The 20678-nt window shown below is 68.5% G+C and carries 19 protein-coding genes; 10 read left to right on the top strand and 9 right to left on the bottom strand.

Annotated elements, in window-relative coordinates; translation table 11 throughout:
- A partial coding sequence (locus GSE44_RS11045) for a transposase (RefSeq protein ID WP_159348846.1) occupies nt 1–291 on the bottom strand: 291 nt, incomplete at its 3' end.
- Between the two features lie 294 nt (nt 292–585).
- Here GSE44_RS11045 and pdhA point away from each other — a divergent pair.
- The 7 genes from pdhA (at nt 586) to GSE44_RS11010 (ending at nt 8057) form a co-directional block, all read left to right on the top strand.
- A complete protein-coding gene (pdhA, locus tag GSE44_RS11040; RefSeq protein WP_159348845.1) occupies nt 586–1620 on the top strand; it encodes a pyruvate dehydrogenase (acetyl-transferring) E1 component subunit alpha in 1035 nt (344 codons plus the stop codon).
- 1 nt (nt 1621) lies between these two features.
- On the top strand, nt 1622–3076 hold the full coding sequence (locus tag GSE44_RS11035) for a pyruvate dehydrogenase complex E1 component subunit beta (protein ID WP_159348844.1): 1455 nt from the start codon (nt 1622–1624) through the stop codon (nt 3074–3076).
- Between the two features lie 12 nt (nt 3077–3088).
- Nucleotides 3089–4456, top strand: a complete 1368-nt coding sequence (locus GSE44_RS11030; protein ID WP_159348843.1) for a pyruvate dehydrogenase complex dihydrolipoamide acetyltransferase — start codon at nt 3089–3091, stop codon at nt 4454–4456.
- Entirely contained in the window at nt 4453–4944 is a 492-nt protein-coding gene (locus GSE44_RS11025) for a GNAT family N-acetyltransferase (RefSeq protein ID WP_235924712.1), read from the top strand. The genes GSE44_RS11030 and GSE44_RS11025 overlap by 4 nt, the downstream gene beginning before the upstream one ends.
- Before the next feature lie 82 nt (nt 4945–5026).
- Nucleotides 5027–6421 (top strand): dihydrolipoyl dehydrogenase, encoded by a 1395-nt coding sequence (gene lpdA / locus GSE44_RS11020; protein WP_159348841.1) that lies wholly within the window; start codon nt 5027–5029, stop codon nt 6419–6421.
- A gap of 81 nt (nt 6422–6502) precedes the next feature.
- Nucleotides 6503–7585, top strand: a complete 1083-nt coding sequence (gene lipA, locus GSE44_RS11015) for a lipoyl synthase (RefSeq protein WP_201306027.1) — start codon at nt 6503–6505, stop codon at nt 7583–7585.
- 1 nt (nt 7586) lies between these two features.
- Nucleotides 7587–8057, top strand: a complete 471-nt coding sequence (locus GSE44_RS11010; protein ID WP_159348840.1) for a type II toxin-antitoxin system RatA family toxin — start codon at nt 7587–7589, stop codon at nt 8055–8057.
- Nucleotides 8058–8065: 8 nt separating this feature from the next.
- Here the strand turns inward: GSE44_RS11010 and GSE44_RS11005 are convergent, their stop codons facing one another.
- Nucleotides 8066–9535 carry a hypothetical protein gene (locus tag GSE44_RS11005; protein ID WP_159348839.1) on the bottom strand — a complete coding sequence of 490 codons (1470 nt, stop codon included), beginning with the start codon at nt 9533–9535 and terminating at the stop codon, nt 8066–8068.
- A gap of 87 nt (nt 9536–9622) precedes the next feature.
- Here GSE44_RS11005 and GSE44_RS11000 point away from each other — a divergent pair, with 87 nt between their 5' ends.
- On the top strand, nt 9623–10687 hold the full coding sequence (locus GSE44_RS11000; protein WP_159348859.1) for a threonine aldolase family protein: 1065 nt from the start codon (nt 9623–9625) through the stop codon (nt 10685–10687).
- Here GSE44_RS11000 and GSE44_RS10995 read toward each other — a convergent pair.
- From GSE44_RS10995 to GSE44_RS10975, 5 genes are all read right to left on the bottom strand, one after another.
- Nucleotides 10662–11189, bottom strand: a complete 528-nt coding sequence (locus GSE44_RS10995) for a GNAT family N-acetyltransferase (RefSeq protein WP_159348838.1) — start codon at nt 11187–11189, stop codon at nt 10662–10664. The two genes, GSE44_RS11000 and GSE44_RS10995, sit on opposite strands and share 26 nt — an antisense overlap.
- A 204-nt stretch (nt 11190–11393) precedes the next feature.
- Nucleotides 11394–11900: a CinA family protein gene (locus GSE44_RS10990; RefSeq protein WP_235924711.1), complete on the bottom strand. Its 507-nt coding sequence runs from the start codon at nt 11898–11900 to the stop codon at nt 11394–11396.
- Nucleotides 11888–12325, bottom strand: a complete 438-nt coding sequence (locus tag GSE44_RS10985; RefSeq protein ID WP_159348858.1) for a phosphatidylglycerophosphatase A family protein — start codon at nt 12323–12325, stop codon at nt 11888–11890. The genes GSE44_RS10990 and GSE44_RS10985 overlap by 13 nt, the downstream gene beginning before the upstream one ends.
- Complete coding sequence (locus GSE44_RS10980; RefSeq protein ID WP_159348836.1) at nt 12325–13173, bottom strand: alpha/beta fold hydrolase; 849 nt, start codon at nt 13171–13173, stop codon at nt 12325–12327. The genes GSE44_RS10985 and GSE44_RS10980 overlap by 1 nt, the downstream gene beginning before the upstream one ends.
- On the bottom strand, nt 13170–15179 hold the full coding sequence (locus GSE44_RS10975; RefSeq protein WP_159348835.1) for a lytic transglycosylase domain-containing protein: 2010 nt from the start codon (nt 15177–15179) through the stop codon (nt 13170–13172). The genes GSE44_RS10980 and GSE44_RS10975 overlap by 4 nt, the downstream gene beginning before the upstream one ends.
- Before the next feature lie 190 nt (nt 15180–15369).
- On the opposite strand from GSE44_RS10975, the gene dapA reads away from it, so the two are divergent.
- Both dapA and smpB read left to right on the top strand, forming a co-directional pair.
- The gene (dapA, locus tag GSE44_RS10970) at nt 15370–16248 is read left to right on the top strand and encodes a 4-hydroxy-tetrahydrodipicolinate synthase (RefSeq protein WP_159348834.1); all 879 of its coding nucleotides are present in this window, start codon (nt 15370–15372) and stop codon (nt 16246–16248) included.
- 4 nt (nt 16249–16252) lie between these two features.
- The gene (gene smpB / locus GSE44_RS10965) at nt 16253–16738 is read left to right on the top strand and encodes an SsrA-binding protein SmpB (protein WP_159348833.1); all 486 of its coding nucleotides are present in this window, start codon (nt 16253–16255) and stop codon (nt 16736–16738) included.
- Nucleotides 16739–16750: 12 nt separating this feature from the next.
- Here the strand turns inward: smpB and GSE44_RS10960 are convergent, their stop codons facing one another.
- Together GSE44_RS10960 and GSE44_RS10955 are read right to left on the bottom strand one after the other, a co-directional pair.
- Nucleotides 16751–17521 (bottom strand): hypothetical protein, encoded by a 771-nt coding sequence (locus GSE44_RS10960; protein WP_159348832.1) that lies wholly within the window; start codon nt 17519–17521, stop codon nt 16751–16753.
- 62 nt (nt 17522–17583) lie between these two features.
- Complete coding sequence (locus tag GSE44_RS10955) at nt 17584–20676, bottom strand: efflux RND transporter permease subunit (RefSeq protein WP_159348831.1); 3093 nt, start codon at nt 20674–20676, stop codon at nt 17584–17586.
- Between the last annotated feature and the right edge of the window lie 2 nt (nt 20677–20678).

The raw sequence follows: 20678 nt of genomic DNA, 5'->3' as shown, positions 1-20678 counted from the left end.
GGTGCTGTCCAGGAGCAGCAGCCCGTCCTCGGGCAGGCTCGGGCGGAGCGCCTCGAAAACCAACTCCCACCAGCCGCGCAGGCACCAGCGCCGCCAGCGGTGGTAGACGCTGGACCAGAGGCCCAGCGCTTCGGGTAGGTCACGCCACGGCGCCCCGGTCCGGCCGATCCAGAGCGCGGCTTCCACAAAGCGGCGCAGCGCTCCTTCGTCATGCTTCCACGCGAGTGGGATCCGCTGCACCACCAGCATCAGCGCCACCCATTGGGCGTCGTCCAGGCTCGTCCTGGTCATGACCGTGCCACCCTGAAACCCCTGAGAACGTCCAAGCTGGCGCGTCCGCAGACCAGATCAGCGCCGAAAGGGCTTGTCAGGCAGTCCAGTCACAGACCCTAGGGCAAGCGCATGGCACCCTTTGGACCGTCTCGCGCAATCGTGCTGGAGCGTTAACCGTATTCCGGTTAATCGCCATGTTGCAGTGCAACATCAATAGCTTAGCCGAGTCCTATAACTTGCCGATCTGCTGAAGCAACCGTATCTGCCGAAGGAAGGCCATCCTCAGGCCCAGTCTAATGCAGGAGCAGCCCCATGGCCCTCGGGACGGACAGCACGGCGAAGCGCCGCAGCGGACGCGGCAAGGATTCCCCGCCCCCGGCCGGACATAACCAGGACATCCTCAGCAAGGCCTATCGGGAGATGCTCCTGATCCGCCGCTTCGAGGAGAAGGCGGGCCAGCTTTACGGCATGGGGCTGATCGGCGGCTTCTGCCACCTCTACATCGGCCAGGAGGCCGTGGTGGTGGGCATGCAGATGACGCTGGAGGAGGGCGACGAGGTCATCACCTCCTACCGTGACCACGGCCACATGCTGGCGACCGGAATGGAGGCCCGCGGCGTGATGGCGGAACTGACCGGCCGCATCGGTGGCTACTCGAAGGGCAAGGGCGGGAGCATGCACATGTTCTCCCGTGAGAAGGGCTTCTATGGCGGCCACGGCATTGTGGGGGCGCAGGTTTCCCTCGGCGCGGGCCTTGCCTTCGCCAACTGGTACCGCGAGGACGGCAAGGTCGCGCTCACCTATTTCGGGGAGGGCGCGTCCAACCAGGGGCAGGTCTATGAGAGCTTCAACCTCGCCGCCCTGCTGAAGCTGCCCTGCGTCTTCATCATCGAGAACAATCGCTACGGCATGGGCACGAGCGTGGAGCGCGCCTCGGCCTCGAAGGACCTGTCGAAGAACGGCGCGCCCTGGGGCATCCCGGGTGAGCAGGTGAATGGCATGGACGTGCTGGCGGTGAAGGAAGCGGGCGAGCGGGCTGTCGCGCATTGCCGCGAGGGCAAGGGGCCGTACCTGCTGGAGATGCAGACCTACCGCTATCGCGGCCACTCCATGTCCGACCCCGCGAAGTACCGGACGCGGGAGGAGGTGCAGAAGATGCGGGAGCAGAACGACTGCATCGAGATGGTGCGCAAGGCCCTGCTGGAGGGTGGCAAGAACGAGGCCGAGCTGAAGGCGGTGGATGACGAGGTGAAGGCGATCGTCCAGGACGCGGCCGAATTCGCGCAGTCCAGCCCCGAGCCGGATGAATCCGAACTCTGGACCGACATTCTGGTGGAGACCCGCTGATATGGGCGCGACGATCCTGATGCCCGCCCTCTCCCCCACAATGACGGAGGGAAAGCTCAGCCGGTGGCTGAAGAAGGAAGGCGACGAGGTGAAGTCCGGCGACGTGCTCGCCGAGATCGAGACGGACAAGGCCACCATGGAGGTGGAGGCCGTCGACGAAGGGAAGATCACGAAGATCCTGGTCGCCGAGGGAACGGAAGGCGTGCAGGTGAATGCCGCAATCGCCGAGCTGGATGGCGGTGACGGCAGCGCCGCCCCGGCGGGCGATGCCGCGACGCCCCCCGCTGAGCAGGGCAGCAAGGCGGCTTCCGTGCAGCAACCGGAATCCAACGCCACGCAGCATGGCGGCGAGATCGGGAAGACGGCCAAGCAGGCCGAGGATTATGGCCAGGTTTCCGCGCGCGGCGCCGAGCGCCGCGAAGGCGTCGCCGCGGAGCCGAAATCCACGGCCCAGCCGGAGAAGGACTGGGGCCCGACCAAGCCGACCACGGTGCGCGAGGCGCTGCGCGATGCCATGGCGCTGGAGATGCGGGCGGACAAGGACGTGTTCCTGATGGGCGAGGAGGTCGCGCAGTACCAGGGCGCCTACAAGATCTCCCAGGGCCTGCTGGATGAATTCGGGCCGAAGCGGGTGATCGACACGCCGATCACCGAATATGGCTTCACCGGCATGGCAGTGGGCGCGGCGCTGACGGGGCTGAAGCCCATCGTCGAGTTCATGACCTTCAACTTCTCGATGCAGGCCATCGACCACATCATCAACTCAGCGGCGAAGACGCTCTACATGTCGGGCGGGCAGCTCGGCTGCCCGATTGTCTTCCGCGGGCCGAACGGCGCGGCGGCCCGCGTGGCCGCGCAGCATTCCCAGGACTTCACCTCCTGGTACGCGCATGTTCCGGGGCTTAAGGTGATCGCCCCCTGGTCGGCGGCGGATGCGAAGGGGCTGCTGCGCGCCGCCATCCGCGATCCGAACCCGATCGTCTTCCTCGAGAACGAGATCCTCTACGGCCAGACCTTCGAATGCCCGGTGGCGGAGGACTTTGTCCTGCCGATCGGCAAGGCGAAGGTCGAGCGCGACGGCACGGACGTCACCATCGTCTCCTACTCGATCATGGTGGGCCTCGCGATGCAGGCGGCCGAGGAGTTGGAGAAGGCGGGCATTTCGGCGGAGGTGATCAACCTGCGCACGATCCGCCCGCTGGACATCGAGACGGTGCTCGCCTCGGTGCGGAAGACCAATCGCCTGGTCACGGTCGAGGAAGGCTGGGCCTTCGCCAATGTCGGCGGCGAGGTCGCGATGCAGGTGATCGAAGGAGCCTTCGACTATCTGGATGCGCCGCCCGTCCGCGTGGCGGGCCTCGACGTGCCGATGCCTTATGCCGCCAATCTCGAGAAGCTCGCGCTGCCCACGGTGGCGCAGGTGATCGAGGCGGCGCGCAAAGTCACCTACAAGTAAGGGGCGCGCGCCATGGCCACGAATATCCTGATGCCCGCCCTGTCCCCGACCATGACGGAGGGAACGCTCGCCCGCTGGCTGAAGAAGGAGGGCGAGGCGGTGAAGTCCGGCGACGTAATCGCTGAGATCGAGACCGACAAGGCCACGATGGAGTTCGAGGCCGTGGACGAGGGCATCCTCGGCAAGATCCTCGTGCCCGACGGGACCGAAGGGGTGAAGGTGAACCAGCCCATCGGCATCATGGTCGATGAGGGCGAGGCCGTGCCTTCCGGCGATGCCGCGCCCGCGAAAGCGAGCGGCGACAAGGGGCCGGCGCCCTCGCCCTCCGGCAGCCCGGCGCTAGAGGCCGTGCAGGCGGCGGGCGGCAAGGTGGCCGGTGCCGCCGAGCAGCCGGTCCAGGCGGATGCGCCGAAGTCCCAGCCCCAGGCGCCAACGCCCGCGGCTGCGCCGGCCGGGCAGGGGGGGCGCGTCTTCGCCTCGCCGCTCGCCCGCCGGATGGCCAAGCAGGCCGGGCTGGACCTGGGCTCCGTAAAGGGCTCGGGGCCGAACGGGCGCATCGTGAAGTCGGATATCGAGGCAGCGCAAGCTGCGCCGAAGCCGGCGGCCGCGCCCCAGGCCCAGCCCGCCGCGGCACCGGCGGCCCCGGCTCCCGCGCCGAAGCCCGCCGCGCCTGCCATCACGGCGCCGCACAAGGCCGTGCCGCATTCGACCATGCGCAAAGTCATCGCCCGCCGCCTCAGCGAGGCGAAGCAGACGATTCCGCATTTCTACGTCTCCATCGACGTGAAGCTGGATGCGCTGCTGAAGCTGCGCGCCGACCTGAACGCGCGTTCGCCCAAGGAAGGTGCCGGGGCCTACAAGCTCTCGGTCAATGACCTGGTCATCAAGGCGACCGCCGCGACGCTGCGGAAGCTGCCGCAAACCAACGCTTCCTGGACCGACGATGCGATCGTCATCTACGACGACGTCGACATCAGCATCGCCGTCTCCATCCCGGATGGGCTGATTACTCCGATCATCCGCAAGGCCGACCAGAAGGGGCTGGCGACCATCTCCAGCGAGATGAAGGACCTCGCCTCCCGGGCTAAGGCCGGGAAGCTGAAGCCAGAGGAATTCCAGGGCGGCGGCTTCTCCATCTCGAACATGGGGATGTATGGCGTCTCGAATTTCTCGGCCATCATCAACCCGCCCCAGGCCGGCATCCTCGCCGTCTCTGCGGGCGAGAAGCGGCCGGTGGTGAAGGGTGACCAGCTTGCGATCGCCACGGTGATGACCGTGACGCTTTCGGTGGATCACCGCGTCATCGACGGGGCGCTGGCGGCGGAATGGGTCTCTACCTTCAAGTCGATCGTCGAGGACCCGCTGAGCCTGATGCTGTGAGCGAGGTCTCCACCGCCTTCGCGCTGCGCGACGCCACCCCGGCCGATCTGCCGGAGGTGGTGCGCCTCGTCCGCGCCCTTGCGGAATACGAGAAGCTTCTGCACGAGGTGGTGGGAACCGAGGATGACTTCCGGGCCATGCTCTTCGGCGAGAAGCCGCTGCTGCACGCGGTTCTGGCAGAGGTGAATGGGCGTGTGGTTGGGCAGGCGCTGTGGTTCAACAATGTCAGCACCTTTACCGGCAAGCCGGGCATCTACCTGGAAGACATCTTCGTGGAGCCGGAGCATCGCGGCCTCGGCATCGGAAAGGCCTTCTTCCGCTACCTCGCGCAGCGTGCGGTGGCGGAGGGGTGGACGCGGCTGGACTGGCAGGTGCTGGACTGGAACGAGCCCTCGATCGCCTTCTACCAGGGGCTCGGGGCACAATCCGGCAAGCAATGGATCAACCAGCGCCTGAGCGCCGAGGCATTGCGGCGGCTCGCTGCATGAACGACCAGTAGCGGCTGGCGGCCTGACGGCCCCGCCGGACAGAATCACGCGGCGCCTCGGCGCCCGCACGGAGGAGGCCAGCATGGCCGATCAGTTCGACCTGGTGGTGGTGGGTGGCGGCCCGGGCGGCTATGTCGCGGCGATCCGCGCGGCGCAGCTGAAGATGAAGGTCGCGTTGGTGGAGCGCGAGAATCTCGGCGGCATCTGCCTGAACTGGGGCTGCATTCCCACCAAGGCGCTGCTCCGGGCCAGCGAGATCAACCACCTGCTGCACACGCTGGATGCTTATGGCTTCGCGGCCGATAACATCCGCTTCGACTTCCAGAAGGTGGTGAAGCGCTCCCGCGCCGTTGCCAATCAGCTGTCCTCGGGCGTGAAGGGGCTGATGAAGAAGAACAAGGTGACCGTGTATGACGGCACCGCGAAGCTTGCCGGGGCCGGCAAGCTCGCGGTCACCAAGGACGGCAAGCCGGTGGCCGAACTGGCAGCGAAGAACATTATCCTTGCCACCGGCGCCCGCGCCCGGGTGCTGCCGGGGATGGAGCCGGACGGAAAGCTCGTCTGGTCCTATCGCGAGGCGCTGGTGCCGGATGCCATGCCGAAGTCGCTTGTCGTCATCGGCTCGGGCGCCATCGGCAGCGAGTTCGCCAGCTTCTACCTCAACATGGGCGCCCAGGTGACGCTGATCGAGGTGGTGGACCGTATCCTGCCGGTCGAGGACGCAGAGATCAGCGCCTTCGTGCAGAAAGCCTTCGTCAAGCAGAAGATGAACGTGATCACCGACGCCAAGGTCGGGAAGATCACCCGCGGCGCCAATTCCGTCACCGTCAGCGTCGAGGCGGGGGGGAAGGTGCAGGAGATCACCGCGGATCGGCTGATCTCGGCCGTCGGCATCACCGGCAATGTCGAGGATCTCGGCCTTGAAGGCACGAAGGTGAAGGTGGAGCGCAGCCATATCGTCATCGACGAGATGTGCCGCACCGGAGAGCCCGGCATCTACGCCATCGGCGACGTGGCCGGCCCGCCCTGGCTTGCCCACAAGGCCTCCCACGAGGCGATCATCTGTGTCGAGCATATCGCAGGGCTGCATCCGCACCCGCTGGAGGCGTTGAACATCCCGGGCTGCACCTATTGCCGCCCGCAGGTCGCCAGCGTCGGCCTGACCGAGGCGCGGGCCAAGGAAATGGGGCATGAGGTCCGGGTGGGACGCTTCCCCTTCATCGGCAATGGCAAGGCCATCGCAATGGGCGAGCCCGAGGGGCTGGTGAAGACGGTGTTCGACGCCAGGACCGGGGAGTTGCTGGGCGCCCATATGGTCGGGCCAGAGGTGACCGAGCTGATCCAGGGCTACACCATCGCGCGGACCCTGGAGTCGACCGAGGCCGAGCTGATGCACACCGTTTTCCCGCATCCGACCGTCTCCGAGGCGATGCATGAGGCCGTGCTTGATGCCCACGGCCGGGTGATCCACATCTAGGGCCAGAGTCCGTCCAGGACTCACGCTCCAAACCCTGTCGCCATGCCCCCGCTTCCGGGGCGCGGCCGAAGGATGAAACCTATGGCCACCCGAATTCTGGTGGATCACCGCGCCGGCGGCGCCACCGCCGCCGGCGTCCCAGCCGAGCCGACCCTGATGGCTGCGCCCGAGGCGCCGGCCCTGCCGGCCCATATTGCCCGGATCGTGCCCAGCACAGCCGCCGCCCCACTCCGCCACCCGGAGAAGGCGAACCGGCCGGACAACCCCATCAAGCGCAAGCCGGACTGGATCCGGGTGAAGGCCCCGACCCACCCGGTCTATCACGAAACCCGCAAGTTGATGCGGGACAACAAGCTCGTCACGGTCTGCGAGGAGGCCGCCTGCCCGAATATCGGGGAGTGCTGGTCCCAGCGGCACGCGACCATGATGATCATGGGTGAGATCTGCACGCGGGCCTGCTCCTTCTGCAACATCACCACCGGCATGCCCAAGGCGCTCGACCTTGATGAGCCGCGCCGTGTCGGTGATGCCGTCGCGGCGCTGGGGCTACGCCATGTGGTCATCACCTCGGTGGACCGGGACGACCTGAAGGATGGCGGTGCCGAGCATTTCGCCCGGACTATCGCCTCCATCCGCGCCGCCGCACCCGGCACCACTATCGAGATCCTGACCCCCGACTTCCTCCGCAAGCCTGGCGCGCTGGAGGTGGTGGTGGAGGCCCGGCCAGATGTCTTCAACCACAATCTGGAGACGGTGCCGCGGCTCTACCCGTCGATCCGCCCCGGCGCGCGTTACTTCCACTCCCTGCGTCTGTTGGATGAGGTGAAGCGGCTCGATGCCAGCATCTTCACCAAGTCGGGCGTGATGGTCGGGCTGGGGGAGGCGCGCGTGGAGGTGCTGCAGGTGATGGACGACATGCGCTCGGCCGAGATCGACTTCCTCACAATCGGGCAGTACCTGCAGCCGACGGTGAAACACGCTGCGGTGGACCGCTTCGTCGAGCCCGCCGAGTTCGAGGACTATGCCCGCATGGCCCGCGCCAAGGGCTTCCTGCTGGTTTCGGCCACGCCGCTCACGCGCTCATCCTACCATGCGGACCAGGATTTCGCCGATCTGCGCGCGGCGCGCGACGCGTCCCTCGGCCGCGCCGCGACCGCCGCCTGACATGCCCACCCATGCGGAAACCAAGCGGCTTCCCTATAGCCAGGAGCAGATGTTCGACCTCGTTGCGGATGTACGCCGCTATCCGGAGTTCCTGCCCTGGTGCGTCGGCGCCCATGTGGTCTCCCGCACTGAGAACGAGCTGATCGCGGACCTGACCATCGGCTTCAAGATGTTCCGCGAGACCTTCCGCAGCCGCGTTACGCTGGAGCGGCCGACCCATGTGCATGTGGAATACCTGACGGGTCCCTTCCGCTACCTGAACAACCACTGGCGCTTCGCCCCGGCGCCGGGTGGCGGCACCGAGGTGAACTTCTTCGTCGACTTCGAATTCAAATCGCGCCTGCTGCAGGCGGTGATCGGCACCGTGTTCAACGAGGCCGTGCGGCTGATGGTGCGCGCCTTTGAGCGCCGGGCGATGGCCCTTTATGGGCGGGAGCGTCCGGGAGTCAGGCCGATCGGCGCCCGGCTCTGACCATCCGGTTAGTGCGGCGCTTTCCCGCGCTGCCGGCTCAGCTTTTCTTCGTATTCACGGATGACGGCAGCTTGGCCGCGGCTCTCCTCCTCGAGCGTAAGGGTGCAGCGTGCATCGGTCGGCAAGGTGAAGGTGCTTCCCGGTGGGAGGCTGCTTCGGCCGCTTGCTTCGGCGGCGTAGGAGAGCCCGAGAAGCAGGATCAGCGCGACCAACGCGCCGCTCCACTTCCATCGGGTCCAGCCAAGTCCGCCTGACAAGGCGGCTAGAAGCGCTTCCATGGCGAGGATCGTGGCGACCGCAAGGGGAAGCGCGTTGAAGCGTGTTTCGACGGCCGAGATGGCATTGATCGCCATGGTCCCGGCGCAGGACACCAAAAGGAAGGTTACCACTGCGGTCTGGGGCTGGCGAAACCCGCCGCGGATGGCCGCACGGGAAAGCTGCGCAAGCCGAAACCCCGCGAGCACCACCGCCGCCCAGTAGAAGATCCGGAGTCCATGCCGGTACCAGGCAAGACGATCGTAGATGTAGACGAACGGGCTCCCGACATCGAAGGACAGGATCAGATGCGCCAGCATCGTCGCCGTGCCGCGCAGCGGATGCTGCAGGTACCAGCCCCAACCATCCCCTGAATTAAGGTGGCCCGAAAAAAGCGGGTTCGGCGTGTACCAGGGACCGGCCCCCTGACCCATTATGGTGTCGTATTTCCACGCGAGCACGCCGAAGGTCGCCTGGAAACCGCCGAGGCGGCAGATGGGCAGGATACTGGCCTCGCCCGTCACGCGCATGGCGTAGATCGCCTGGGGCAACCAGGAAAGCGCGCCCAGAAGCAGTCCGCCCAGCGCCGCCGCCGCCAGCCGCGGGCGGTGCTCCCGCCAACTCGGCACCAGGAGCAGGGCCGCAAGCATCGCGGCATGCCAACCAAGCACGAGCGGCAGGTTGGCGGGTCTTACCATGAGCGCGAAACCGGCCAGCGCCCCGCCCACAAGAATCAACCCCTCGCTTCGGCCTGCCGCGTAGCGCCAGCCCAATCGCACGGCCGTCGCGGACAGGACGACTGCGATGATGAGCGAGGGCGCCTCCGTCAGCGCGTCCGTCACGAGCGCCAGTCCGACAGGGCCGAGGAGCAGAGCCAGGAGCGCGGCCCACGCCCATCGCGACGACAGCACGCGCAACGACGCTGCGAGCCATAGGCAGGCCGCAGCGTAGATCATGTACTGTACGATGCCGGCCAGCGCCGAGAGGCGCGCATGGTCGAAGCCCGCCAGATAGGTGAGCGGCATCAGAAGCAGAGGGTAGCCATAGGTCCGGATCGTGCCGAGGTCATGCAGCACGCCGTCCATGCGAAAGCGGAAGGCGTAAAACAGGTAGGACCAGGAGTCCGAAGCTGACGGATAGCTTCCATAGCGGAAGATCAGCAGCGCGGCGGCCAGCGCCGAAGCACCGAGAAGGAGGAAGAGGGGCCTTCCAGATCGTGTCACTGCCGCGCCTCTAGCCCGTCTTCCGGTTGCTATAGATCAGCTTGAGCGATGCTGGCCATCTCCACGCCGCCCTGGCAGAGTTACTCCATGGTCCACGCCCCCGAACGCCCGACGCACGGCGCCCCGCCCGTCCGTATCAATCTCTATTCCGACACGCAGACCCGCCCTTCACAGGCGATGAAGGCCGCAATGATGGCGGCGGAGGTCGGCGACGAGCAGCACGGCGACGACCCGACCGTGCATGCGCTCTGCGACCGCATGGCAGCGCTACTGGGAAAGGAGGCGGCGATGTTCCTGCCCTCCGGCACCATGTGCAACGTCGTGGCCCTGAACACCCATTGCCGCAACGGCGATGAGGTGGTGGCGCATGAGAGTGCGCATATCCTGACCAGCGAGGGCGGCAGCCACGCTGCGATTGCCGGCGTGCAGATCAACCCGCTGCGTGGCCCGCGCGGCATGTTCGACGCCGAGACCCTGCGCGGCGCCATTCGCGCGCGCGGCCGCTACTCGCCGCCTCAGACGCTGCTGGAGATCGAGCAGACCGCCAATATTGGTGGCGGCGCCGTCTGGCCTGTGAACTTGCTGAACGAGTTGACCGGCATCGCGCATGAGCAGGGCTGGGCAACCCATATGGACGGGGCGCGCCTGATGAATGCCTGCGTCGCTGCAAACCTCTCGGCCGCCGAGATGTGCGCCGGCTTCGACACGGTGTGGCTGGATTTCACCAAGGGACTGGGGGCGCCGCTCGGCGCCGTACTAGCGGGCTCGGAGGAGTTCATCGGCCGCGCCTGGCGCTGGAAACAGCGACTCGGCGGCTCGATGCGCCAGGCGGGAATCTGCGCGGCTGCATGTCTCTACGCGCTCGACCACAACATCGATCGGCTAGCCGATGACCATGCCAATGCCCGTGCCCTGGCGGCTGGGCTGCGGCAGATGGAGGGCGTGGCCGTCGAGGAGCCGGACACGAACCTGGTCTATTTCGACCCTGCAGGCGCCGGGATGACGGCGGCCGCATTGCAGGGCGCGCTTCGGGCCGAGGGCATTGCCGTCAGCGCGCTGGGTGGGCGCCTGCGCGCCTGTACCCATCTGGATGTTGCCTCACCGATGATCGGCGAGACCCTGGAGGCTATCCGCCGGCTCCTGCGCGCCTGAGCGGCTGGATGGCAGGCGCTTCCTCCGTGAGGAGGGCATCCATCGCGCCGGCCTCGATCCGGTAATAGGTCCGGGCGAGGACCCGCCCGCCAATGCCGTCATAAAGGCGCCGCGCCGGCAGATTCTGTGAATCCGTGGTCCAGTCGAGTGCACAGAAGCCGCCCTCGCGGACCAGCCGCGCGGCGCTAGTGACCAGCGCCTTGCCGACGCCCCGCCGACGGGACCGGGCGGAAACGAAAAGGTCCCGGACATAGAGGGTGCGGCGCAGCTCGGCTGCCGGCAGCATTACGTTCAGCACGCAGGAGCCGATGGCGGCACCATCCTCCAGCGCAAGGAGGGTGCGCGGGTTGAAACCTTCGGGCGGCAGGCCGCAGAGAACCTGCGCCGCTTCCAGCGCATCGGCCTCGGGCACCGGAGATGCGTAATAGGCCTGCATTTCGCCCAGAAGTTCGGCGAGCGAGGCTGCGTCGGCAGGGGTGGCGGGCCGGACGACCAGGGTCATGCTTGGTTCATCCGCGCTTTATCCAGGCTTGGTGTCCGGCCTATCGGTCCCTCTACGCCATCCGTCACCGGCATTCTCACCCCCTCAGACAAAGCACTCGCGTATGCCGCGCAGGGCCTCGACATTCAACGACGATTACGTGTCTTATTCCGACAAGACGCAGAGATGTGTCGAATTTTTCACGCAATTCTGCAAATGCTGCAGTCAGACTTGGCGCATGGCCTCCATTGCCAGCCGGAAGGCCGCGTTCACCGTGGCGGAACGGACCGCATCGCGATCCCCCGGGAAGACGTGCCGCTGCACCTCGGTAAGGCCCCCGCGTCGTGCCAGGCCGATGAAGACGAGCCCCACCGGCTTTTCGGCGCTGCCTCCGCCAGGGCCTGCGATCCCGGTCGTGGAAATGGCGAGGTCCGCCCCGGTCTGGAGCATCGTGCCCGACGCCATGCGCCGCGCACAGGCCTCCGAGACGGCGCCGTCGCTGGAGAGGACATCTTCCGGAACCCCCAGGAACTTCATCTTCATGGCGTTCGAATAGGTCACGAGGCCGCCGAGCACCGCCTCGGAGGAGCCGGGCACAGCGGTCAGCGCGGCGGAGACGAGGCCGCCGGTGCAGGATTCGGCTGCCGCAATGGTCATGCCGCGCTGGCGCAGTAGCGCCAGGAGGGCGGCTGCGGCTTCGATGGTGGGCGGGGCGAGCATCAGGGAAGCCATGCCGCGCGTGCGGCAAGCAGGACGCCGCAGGAGAAAATTCCTGCCAGGATATCGTCGAGCATCACACCCAAGCTCCCTCCCATCCGGTCGGCCCAGCCGATCGGTCCGGGCTTCACGATATCCGCTGCGCGGAAGAGCGCGAAGCCCGCCAGCACCCACCAGAAGGAAGCACCGGCCGGCAGGGCGGCGAGGGCGAGGCATTGCCCGGCCGCCTCGTCCACCACCACCCAGCCGGGATCCTCATGCGCCTCGCGCAGGCTGGAGACGGCCCAGAACCCCCCGAGGCAGAAGGTGATGCCGAGGGCAAGGCACCACCAGGGTCCCAGCAGGGCCGCCGGCAGGACGACCAGCGAGGCCCAGGTGCCGGGCGCGACGCGCAGCCGACCCACCCCGCAGAGGGTGGCCACGGCCATGGCGGGGCGCATCAAGGAATGCGGTCCAGGAAATGATCCAAGGGCCGCACCACCTCGGGCTCCTCCAGCGTCGGGCAATGGCCGGCGCCGGGGAGGGTAACCAGCTCGAGATCCGGCTTGTCGCGCACCATGGCGCGAACGGTGTCGGCGCCAAGGAACTCGCTCGCCTCCGCCCAGATGAGCATGGTCGGGATGGGCAGCAGTCCGCGGAATGCGGAACCGAGATCGGGCGCCCCACCGCCTGCCGCGTTCATCGCCAGCTGGACCCGCGTGTCCCAGCGCGGATGCAGAAGGCCGTCCTCGCCGGGCTTGTAGGTCAGGGCAGCGAAATGGCGCCATGCGGCGTCATCGGGCAGGGGAATCCGCGGCATGGCGGTGCGGAGATAGGCGATGGCTTCCTCGATGGAGGCGAAGCCGGGATCATGCCCGGCGAAGTTGCCCACCAGCTCCAGCCCGCGCGAGTCGATCCGCGGGCCGATGTCGTTCAGCACCGCGCCGCGCAGCAAGGTGGGGCGGAGTATGGACAGCGCCATCGTCATCAGCCCGCCGAAGGAGGTGCCGACCGCCACCGCCCGCGGCAGGTGCAGCGCGGCGCAGACATCCAGGATGTCGGCGGCCGCCCGCTCGGGCCGGTAGCGGGAAATGTCCTCGGAGCGGGCGCTGTCGCCATGGCCCATATAGTCCAGTGCCACGACGCGGCGCCTGCCGGCGTGGCGCTCGGCGAGCAGGGCGTAGTCCCAGGCGGTACGGCAGATGCCGGTGAGGCAGAGCAGCGGCGTGCGGGCCTCGTCCCCCGCCCAGTCCAGCACGTTCAGCACCAGCCCATCCCGCGCCGCGACGCGGCGGATCACTGGCATCATCGGGCGGTCATCCAGGGCTTCAGCGGATGCGGCAGGGCAGCCGTAGCGGCCTCTCGCGCGCGGTAGACCACGGCATTCTCCACCACGCGCTGCACGTAGTTCCGCGTCTCCGAAAACGGAATCAGCTCGGTCCAGTCGATCACGTCGATGCCGCCCTCCCCGGGCGTGCCATAGGTGCCGAGCCATTCCTGCACGCGGCCGGGGCCGGCGTTGTAGGCGGCGGCGGCGAGGGCGAGATTGCCGCCGAAGCGGTCCAGCTGGTCGGCCAGGTATTGCGAGCCGAGCCGTATGTTGTGTGACGGGTCCGTGGTCAGCCAGGCGATCTGATGCGGCACGCCGATCTTGCGCGCCACTCCGGCGGCGGTGCCGGGCAGGAGCTGCATGAGGCCGCGTGCATTGGCGCCGGAGACCGCCTCGGGATCGAAGTTGCTCTCCTGCCGGGCAATGGCATTGGTGATCGCCGGCTCCAGCCCGGCCGTGCCCGCGGCCGGGTAGGGGGTCGGCCACCCTTCGGGCAGCAGCATCACCCCGTCCGCGCCGGCACGCCGGGCGATCCAGACGGCGAAATCCGGCCGGCCGAGCGCCATGCCGAGCCGCGCGATCAGTACGCGGTCCGCCGCATCGGGGGAGAGTTCCTCCATGCGGAGCAGGAAGAGGCGTGCGCGGCGATAGTCGCCGAGATCGGCCAGGGCGGTGGCGGCGCTGGCCAGCTCGCGCCCGAGGAAGAGGCGTGACGCCTCCTGCGTGGGCTGTGGCGAGGCGATGGCGCGGATGCGGGCGGAAAGGCGGGCCTCGTCCTCGCCCAGCGCCAGGGCACCGAGCTGACCATAGAAGGCGGTGCCGAGCAGCGCGGCCTCGCCGTATTTCGCCCGCGCGCGGCCGGCATCGCTCGAGGCCAGGGCGCGGCCCTGCCAATAGGCGGCGCGGGCCCGGGTGATGACGCTGGCGCTATTGTCGCCCAGCAGGGCGAAATGACGGACGGCGAGGGATGGCTGGTTCAGCCGGCGCAGTGCGATCCAGCCGGCCAGGAACTCCGCGTCCAGTCGGAACTCGCCCTCGGCCTGCCCGTGCTGGGCGGCGGTCTGGTAAGCGAGCTGATCCTGGCCGAGCCGCAGCAGCTTGCGCGCCACGATGTTGCGTTCGGACCAGATGGCACGCGCCGCATCGGGCGCCAGGTCCCTCTGGTAGGGCGCGGCGGCGGCCCAGGCGGCGGCGGCCTCGGCGTCACGGTCCTGGCGGCGCAGGGCGCGCGCGCTGGCGGCGAGGATGCCGAGGTCGTTACCCTCCGTCACCGGCAGCGCCCGCTCCCCGGCCAGGGCGAGGCGTGAATCGGCCAGGGCTCGGCGGGATGGGTCGAGCCAGGCGGCGGCGCGGGTGGCATCGCCGAAGTCGCGCGAGAGGAAGAGGCGATCGAAGCGGCGCCAGCGGTCCTCGGCGGTCAGGAGGGCGGCATTGCGTTCGGCGAAGCCGGCCTCGGCGGCGGCATCGCCGAAGCCGCCGGCCCAGGCTTCGCGCAGGATAGTCGCGGCACGGGATTGGTCGCCCGCGCGCACCAGCGCGTCGGCATGACGCTGGGCGCCGTCCAGCGTGGTGGCGGGATTGCGGGCGAAATAGGCGAGGGCGCGGGCGTCGTCCGGATCGGCGGCCAGGGCTTCCTCGGCGCGGATGGCCAGGGTTTTCGGCAGCGGCCAGTCTGGATTGGCGGCGATCCAATCGGCGAGCTCCGGACCCGTGCCCTGGCCACGGGCGGAGAGGCGCAGCCAGAGGGTGATCTTCCGGACCAGCGGATCAGCCTGGACGGCGGCGGCCTCGGCGGCAGCGTAGCGGCCCCCATTGGCCATGGCGAGCGCGGCCCGCCCGGCGGAGCGCTGCGCCTCAGTGGCCCAGGGCTGCGCGGATGCGGGCGTGGTGAGTGGCGCGAGCAACCCCACCAGGAGGGCAAGGCGAGGCACGACCCGGCTGGACAAAATTGTCCCGGCAGGCTGGAAGGGGGCCGTCAGGGGCATGGGCGGGCTCCGGCGGTGGCGCCGCAAACTCGGGCCAGGCCGCCGCGCTGGCAAGACCCGCGCCTGCAAGACCTGGGCGGCAAAGGGGCTTCGCCCTTGTTCCGCCTCTTGCTGGCGCGTAATCCCTGTGACGCTGGCGCGCGGGGCGCCAGCATCCCATATCCGCCGCCCGCCCGCAGGAAACGCCGCCATGTTCAAGGGTTCGCTCGTCGCCCTCATCACGCCCATGACGCAGGACGGCAAGCTGGACGAGCGCGCCTTCCAGGATTTCGTCGCCTGGCAGGTGGCGGAGGGCACGCAGGGGCTGATCCCGGTGGGCACGACGGGCGAGAGCCCGACGCTTTCGCATGACGAGCACCAGCGGGTGGTGGAACTGTGCATCGAGGCGGCGGGCGGCCGGGTGCCGGTGATCGCCGGCGCCGGCTCCAACAGCACCGCCGAGGCGGTGGCGCTGGCGCGCCATGCCAAGGAGGCGGGTGCCGATGCCGCGCTGGTGGTGACGCCGTATTACAACAAGCCCACGCAGGAGGGGATGTACCTGCATTTCAAGACGATTGCGGATTCCGTCGACCTGCCGATCATCATCTACAACATCCCCCCGCGCAGCGTGGTGGACATGAGCGTGGAGACAATGGCGCGGCTGGCAAAGCATCCGAACATCGTGGGCGTGAAGGACGCGACGGCGAACCTGACCCGGCCGCTGCACACCCGCGCCGCCTGCGGCGAGGATTTCTGCCAGCTTTCGGGCGAGGACCACACGGCGCTGGCCTTCAATGCCGCCGGCGGAGTGGGCTGCATCAGCGTCACTGCCAATATCGCGCCGCGGCTGTGCCGCGAGATGCATGACGCCTGGGCGGAAGGGCGCGTGAAGGATGCCATGGCGATCCAGAACCGGCTGGTGCCGGTGCATGACGCCATGTTCTGCGAGACCTCGCCCGGGCCCGTGAAGTATGCGGCCAGCCTGCTCGGCAAGGGCAGCGGCTTCTGCCGGCTGCCGATGGCGCCGATCGCCGAGGCCAGCCGCGAGCGCGTGCGCGCCGCCATGACCGGCGCCGGGTTGCTGAACTGAACCCATGGCAGAACCTCGCAAGAAGGGCCTGATCAGCCACGGGATCGCCGCGCAGAACCGCAAGGCGTGCTTCGACTACAAGATCCTCGACACCTACGAGGCCGGGATCGTGCTCGTTGGGCCGGAGGTGAAGAGCCTGCGCGCCGGACGCGCGACCCTGACGGAGGCCTGGGCCGGCGAGCGCGACGGCGAGATGTGGATCTTCAACCTCTACATCCCCGAATGGCAGGCCGGGAGCGTGGTGGCGAAGTTCGAGCCGCGCCGCCCCCGCAAGCTGCTGCTGCACCGCAAGCAGGCCGAGACGCTGGCCGGCGCGGTCTCGCGCGAAGGCGCGACGCTCGTGCCGCTGGACATCCATTTCAACGATCGCGGCGTGGCCAAGGTTACCCTCGGCCTGGGCGAGGGCAAGACCAAGGCCGACAAGCGTCACGCCATCGCCGAACGCGATTGGAAGCGCGACAAGGCCCGGGTGATGCGCGACCGGGGCTGACCCGGCCGTGCCTCAGCCAGCTGGTGGGGCGATGGAGATGGTGCAGCGGAGGGGCTCGAGCCCCTCGATCTTCCCTTCGTAGCGTGCGCCTTCCGGCGGGATGGGAAGCATCCCGGTCAGGCTGCCGAAGGTGACGACCTCGCCCGCCGCGATGCCGCGTGTCTCGCGCCGCAGGCGGGTGATCCAGGCCTCGATCAGCGCGCCCACCGGGGTAGCGACATGTGGCCCCTCATGGCGTGCGATCACGGCGCCGTCCTGCGAGAGGCGCACTGCCGGCGGATTGTCCAGCATCGCAAGGGACCAGGGCAGGGGCGTGGTCCGGACGGCGGCGCCGTGATTAGCGAGGCAGTCCGCGATTCGGTCCAACGGCCCCGTCACGGCATCCGGCGCAAAGCGGCTGTGCACAAATTCGAATAGGACCGCGATGCTGGCGAGCCCCAGCAGGGCATCCGCCTCGAGCGTCGCGACGGCGGCGGGTGGGACCGCGGCACGGAAGCGGATCGCGATCTCCATCTCGATCAGGCTGTCGGGCGGCAGCGTCACCGACGCCTCTTCCCCGGCGTGGAGCGTGCGGGAAGCCGGGAGGGGAGCGCTGAACGGGTGCCCGCCATGGCGCCCCAGCTTCCACCCGCCGGCACGGTCGCTCAGCACGGCCAGGGTCTCGTGCTGGATGGCCTCGGCCACTTCCAGGCTGCCGGGGCGCAGCTCCTCCGGCAGGCCGAGCAGGGCAGGGCCACGGCGCGCCCAGGCGAGAAGGCCGGCCGTGGATTCGATGGGGTTCAATGCGGCGTCTCCGATCGGAGCCTGTAGCAGGCCTCCCTTCGGGGCGGGCCGCAAGACCCGGCTCATTCCGCCGGGGCGGGCACCGGGCGGGGCGCGTCCCGCCAGCGCAGGCAGTCCAGCGCCAGATAGATGACGGGCGTGGTGTAGAGCGTCAGAACCTGGGAGACGATCAGCCCGCCGATGATGGCGATGCCGAGCGGCGAGCGCAGCTCGGAGCCCGTGCCGGTGCCCAGCGCCAGCGGCACGGCGCCGAGCAAGGCGGCGAGCGTCGTCATCAGGATCGGCCGGAAGCGCTCCCGGCAGGCGGCCAGGATCGCCTCCTCGCTGCTGCCGCCCTCGCTGCGTTCATGCGCGAGGGCGAAGTCCACCATCATGATGGCGTTCTTCTTCACGATGCCGAGCAGCAGGATCACGCCGATCAGTGCGATCACCGTCAGCGGCGTGTTCGTCACCAGCAGCGCCAGCAACGCGCCCAGCCCGGCGGTGGGCAGGGTGGAGATGATGGTGAGCGGATGGACGTAGCTCTCGTAGAGCACGCCGAGCACGACATAGATCGCCAGGAAGGCGCCCAGGATCAGCAGCGGCATGTCCCGCGTGAAGGACTGCGCCGCCGCGGCATTGCCCCCGAATTGCGGGCGGATGGTGCTGGGCAGTTGTACCTGGCGCTGCACTTCCTCCAGGCGCTGCTGGATTTCCTGCACCGTCAACCCCTCATCGGGGTTGAAGGAGATGGCGGCGGCGGGAAAGCCACCCTGATGCGTCACTGCCAGGGGTGCGGAGGCCGGTACCACCCGGGCGATGGCCGAGAGGGGCACCTGCGTATCGCCCTGGCCGGCAACGTAGATGCGTGAGATGTCGGTCGGGCCCTGCTGCAGGTCCGGGCTGATCTCCAGCACGACGCGATACTGGTTGCGGGAGCGGTAGATCGTCGAGACCTGGCGCTGGGAGAAGGCGTTGTTCAGCGTGGCGTTGATCTCGGTCTGCTGCACGCCCAGCCGGGCGGCGGCGGCGCGGTCGACTTCCACGCGCGTGACGAGGCCGGCGCGGTCCTGGTCGCTTGTCACGTCGTTGATGCCCGGGACGTTGCGGATGGCCTGCACCATGGTCTGCGTCCATTGGCGCAGCTCCTCGATATCGCCGCCGAGCAGGACATAGGAGAAGCGGCCGGCATCCTGGCGGCCGCCGATGCGCACGTCCTCATTGGGGCGCAGGAAGACGCTGGCGCCGGGGATGCGGCCCAGCGGCTGGCGGAGGCGCGCGATGACTTGCTCCGCCGTCTCCTTGCGCTCCTCCACTGGCTTGAGGGTGACATACATGTTGCCGCGATTGGATGAGCTGAACCCGCTGCTGCCACCGACCGTGGCGCCGACGCTCGCCACCGCAGGATCGGCCGCGACGATGTCCACTGCGCGGCGCAGCAGGGATTCCATCGTGGCGAAGGAAGTGTCCGGCGCGGCCTGCACACTTCCCTGGAGGAGGCCGGTGTCCTGGGTGGGCAGGAAACCCTTGGGCACGATGACGTAAAGCCAGACGGTCAGGGCCATCAGGCCGAAAGTCGCCAGCAGCATCAGCCGGCGCCAACGCAGCAGGACGGCCAGGCTGCGGATATAGCCACGCGACGTGGCGCCCAGCGCGCCCTCGAAGGCCCGGGCGAGGAGGCCCGGCGGCTTCTCGGGGCCGGTGCGCTCCATCCAGCCCGCCATCATCGGGGTCAGGGTGAGGGAAACGATTCCGGAGATGGCCACCGCCACCGCCAGGGTAACGGATAACTCGCGGAAGATGCGGCCGATGATACCGCCCATGGCCAGCAGCGGGATGAAGACGGCGATGAGGGAGACGGTGATGGAGAGAACGGTGAAACCGATCTCCTTCGCTCCCACCAGCGCCGCCTGCATGGGCGGCATGCCGCGTTCCCGGTGGCGGGCCATGTTCTCAATCATGACGATGGCATCATCCACGACGAAGCCGACGCAGATGGTCAGCGCCATGAGGGAGAGGTTGTTCAGCGAGTAGCCGATCCACCACATCACCGCGACGGTGCCGAGCAGGGAGAGCGGCACGGCGGCGCTGGCGGCCAGGATCGGGGCCCAGCGCCGCAGGAACACAGCCACCACCCCCACCACCAGCGCGATGGTCAGTGCCAGCGTCAGCCGCACCTCCTCTACCGAGGCGCGGATGGTGGTGGAGCGATCGCTCATCACATCCAGGTGGACGCCGGCTGGCACCCAGGATTCCACCTGCGGGATCATGGCCTTGATGCCGTCGATCACCTCGATGACATTCGCGTCCGCCTGCTTCCGCACGACGAGCAGGATCGCTGGGCGCCCGTTGAAATAGCCGGCTTGGCGGCGGCTGCGGGTGCCGTCCTGCACGCGCGCGATGTCGGCGAGCCGCACGATGGCACCGCCCTGAGCCTTCACCACGATCTCGCGATAGGCATCGGCCGTATCGATGCGGTCATTGGTGCGGATGGCGGCGGATTGCTCCGGACCCTCGATATAGCCGGTGGCCTGGGTGACATTGGCGCGGGTGATGGCCGTGCGTATGTCGTCGAGCGCGATCCCTGCGGCGGCGGCGGCGGCGGGGTCCACCGCCACGCGCACCGCCGGCTGGTCGCCGCCGCTGACATCCACCTGCGCCACCCCAGGCACCTGCGCGAGCCGCTGCGCCACGAGGGAGTCCGCGGCGTCATAGACGGCGGGGCCCGAGACGGTGTCGGAGGTCATCGCCAGGATCATGATTGGCGCGTCGGCCGGGTTGATCTTGCGGATGCGGGGCGGGTTGGGCAGGCCAGAGGGAAGGTCCTGGCGCGCCGCGTTCACCGCCGCCTGCACGTCCTGCGCCGCCTCCCGCTGCGTGCGGGCGAGGTCGAACTGGATGATGATGGTCGCACTACCGAGGGAGGAGAAGGATGTCATCTCCGTCACCCCCGGAATGGTGCCGAGCCGGCGCTCCAGCGGTGCCGCCACCGTGCTCGCCATGGTCTCCGGGCTCGCGCCCGGCTGGCTGGTGGAGACGACGATGGTCGGGATGTCCACCCGCGGCATGGAGGCGACCGGCAGGCGGAACAGCGCCACCAGCCCGACCAGCGCGATGCCGATCGCCAGCAGGGATGTGGCGATCGGTCGCGCGATGAAGGGCGCCGAGAGGTTCATGG

Source organism: Muricoccus harenae, assembly GCF_009848505.1.
Taxonomy (GTDB): domain Bacteria; phylum Pseudomonadota; class Alphaproteobacteria; order Acetobacterales; family Acetobacteraceae; genus Roseomonas; species Roseomonas harenae.
The sequence above is the reverse complement of the archived record's forward strand: the minus strand, read 5'-3'. Positions and strand labels throughout refer to the sequence as shown.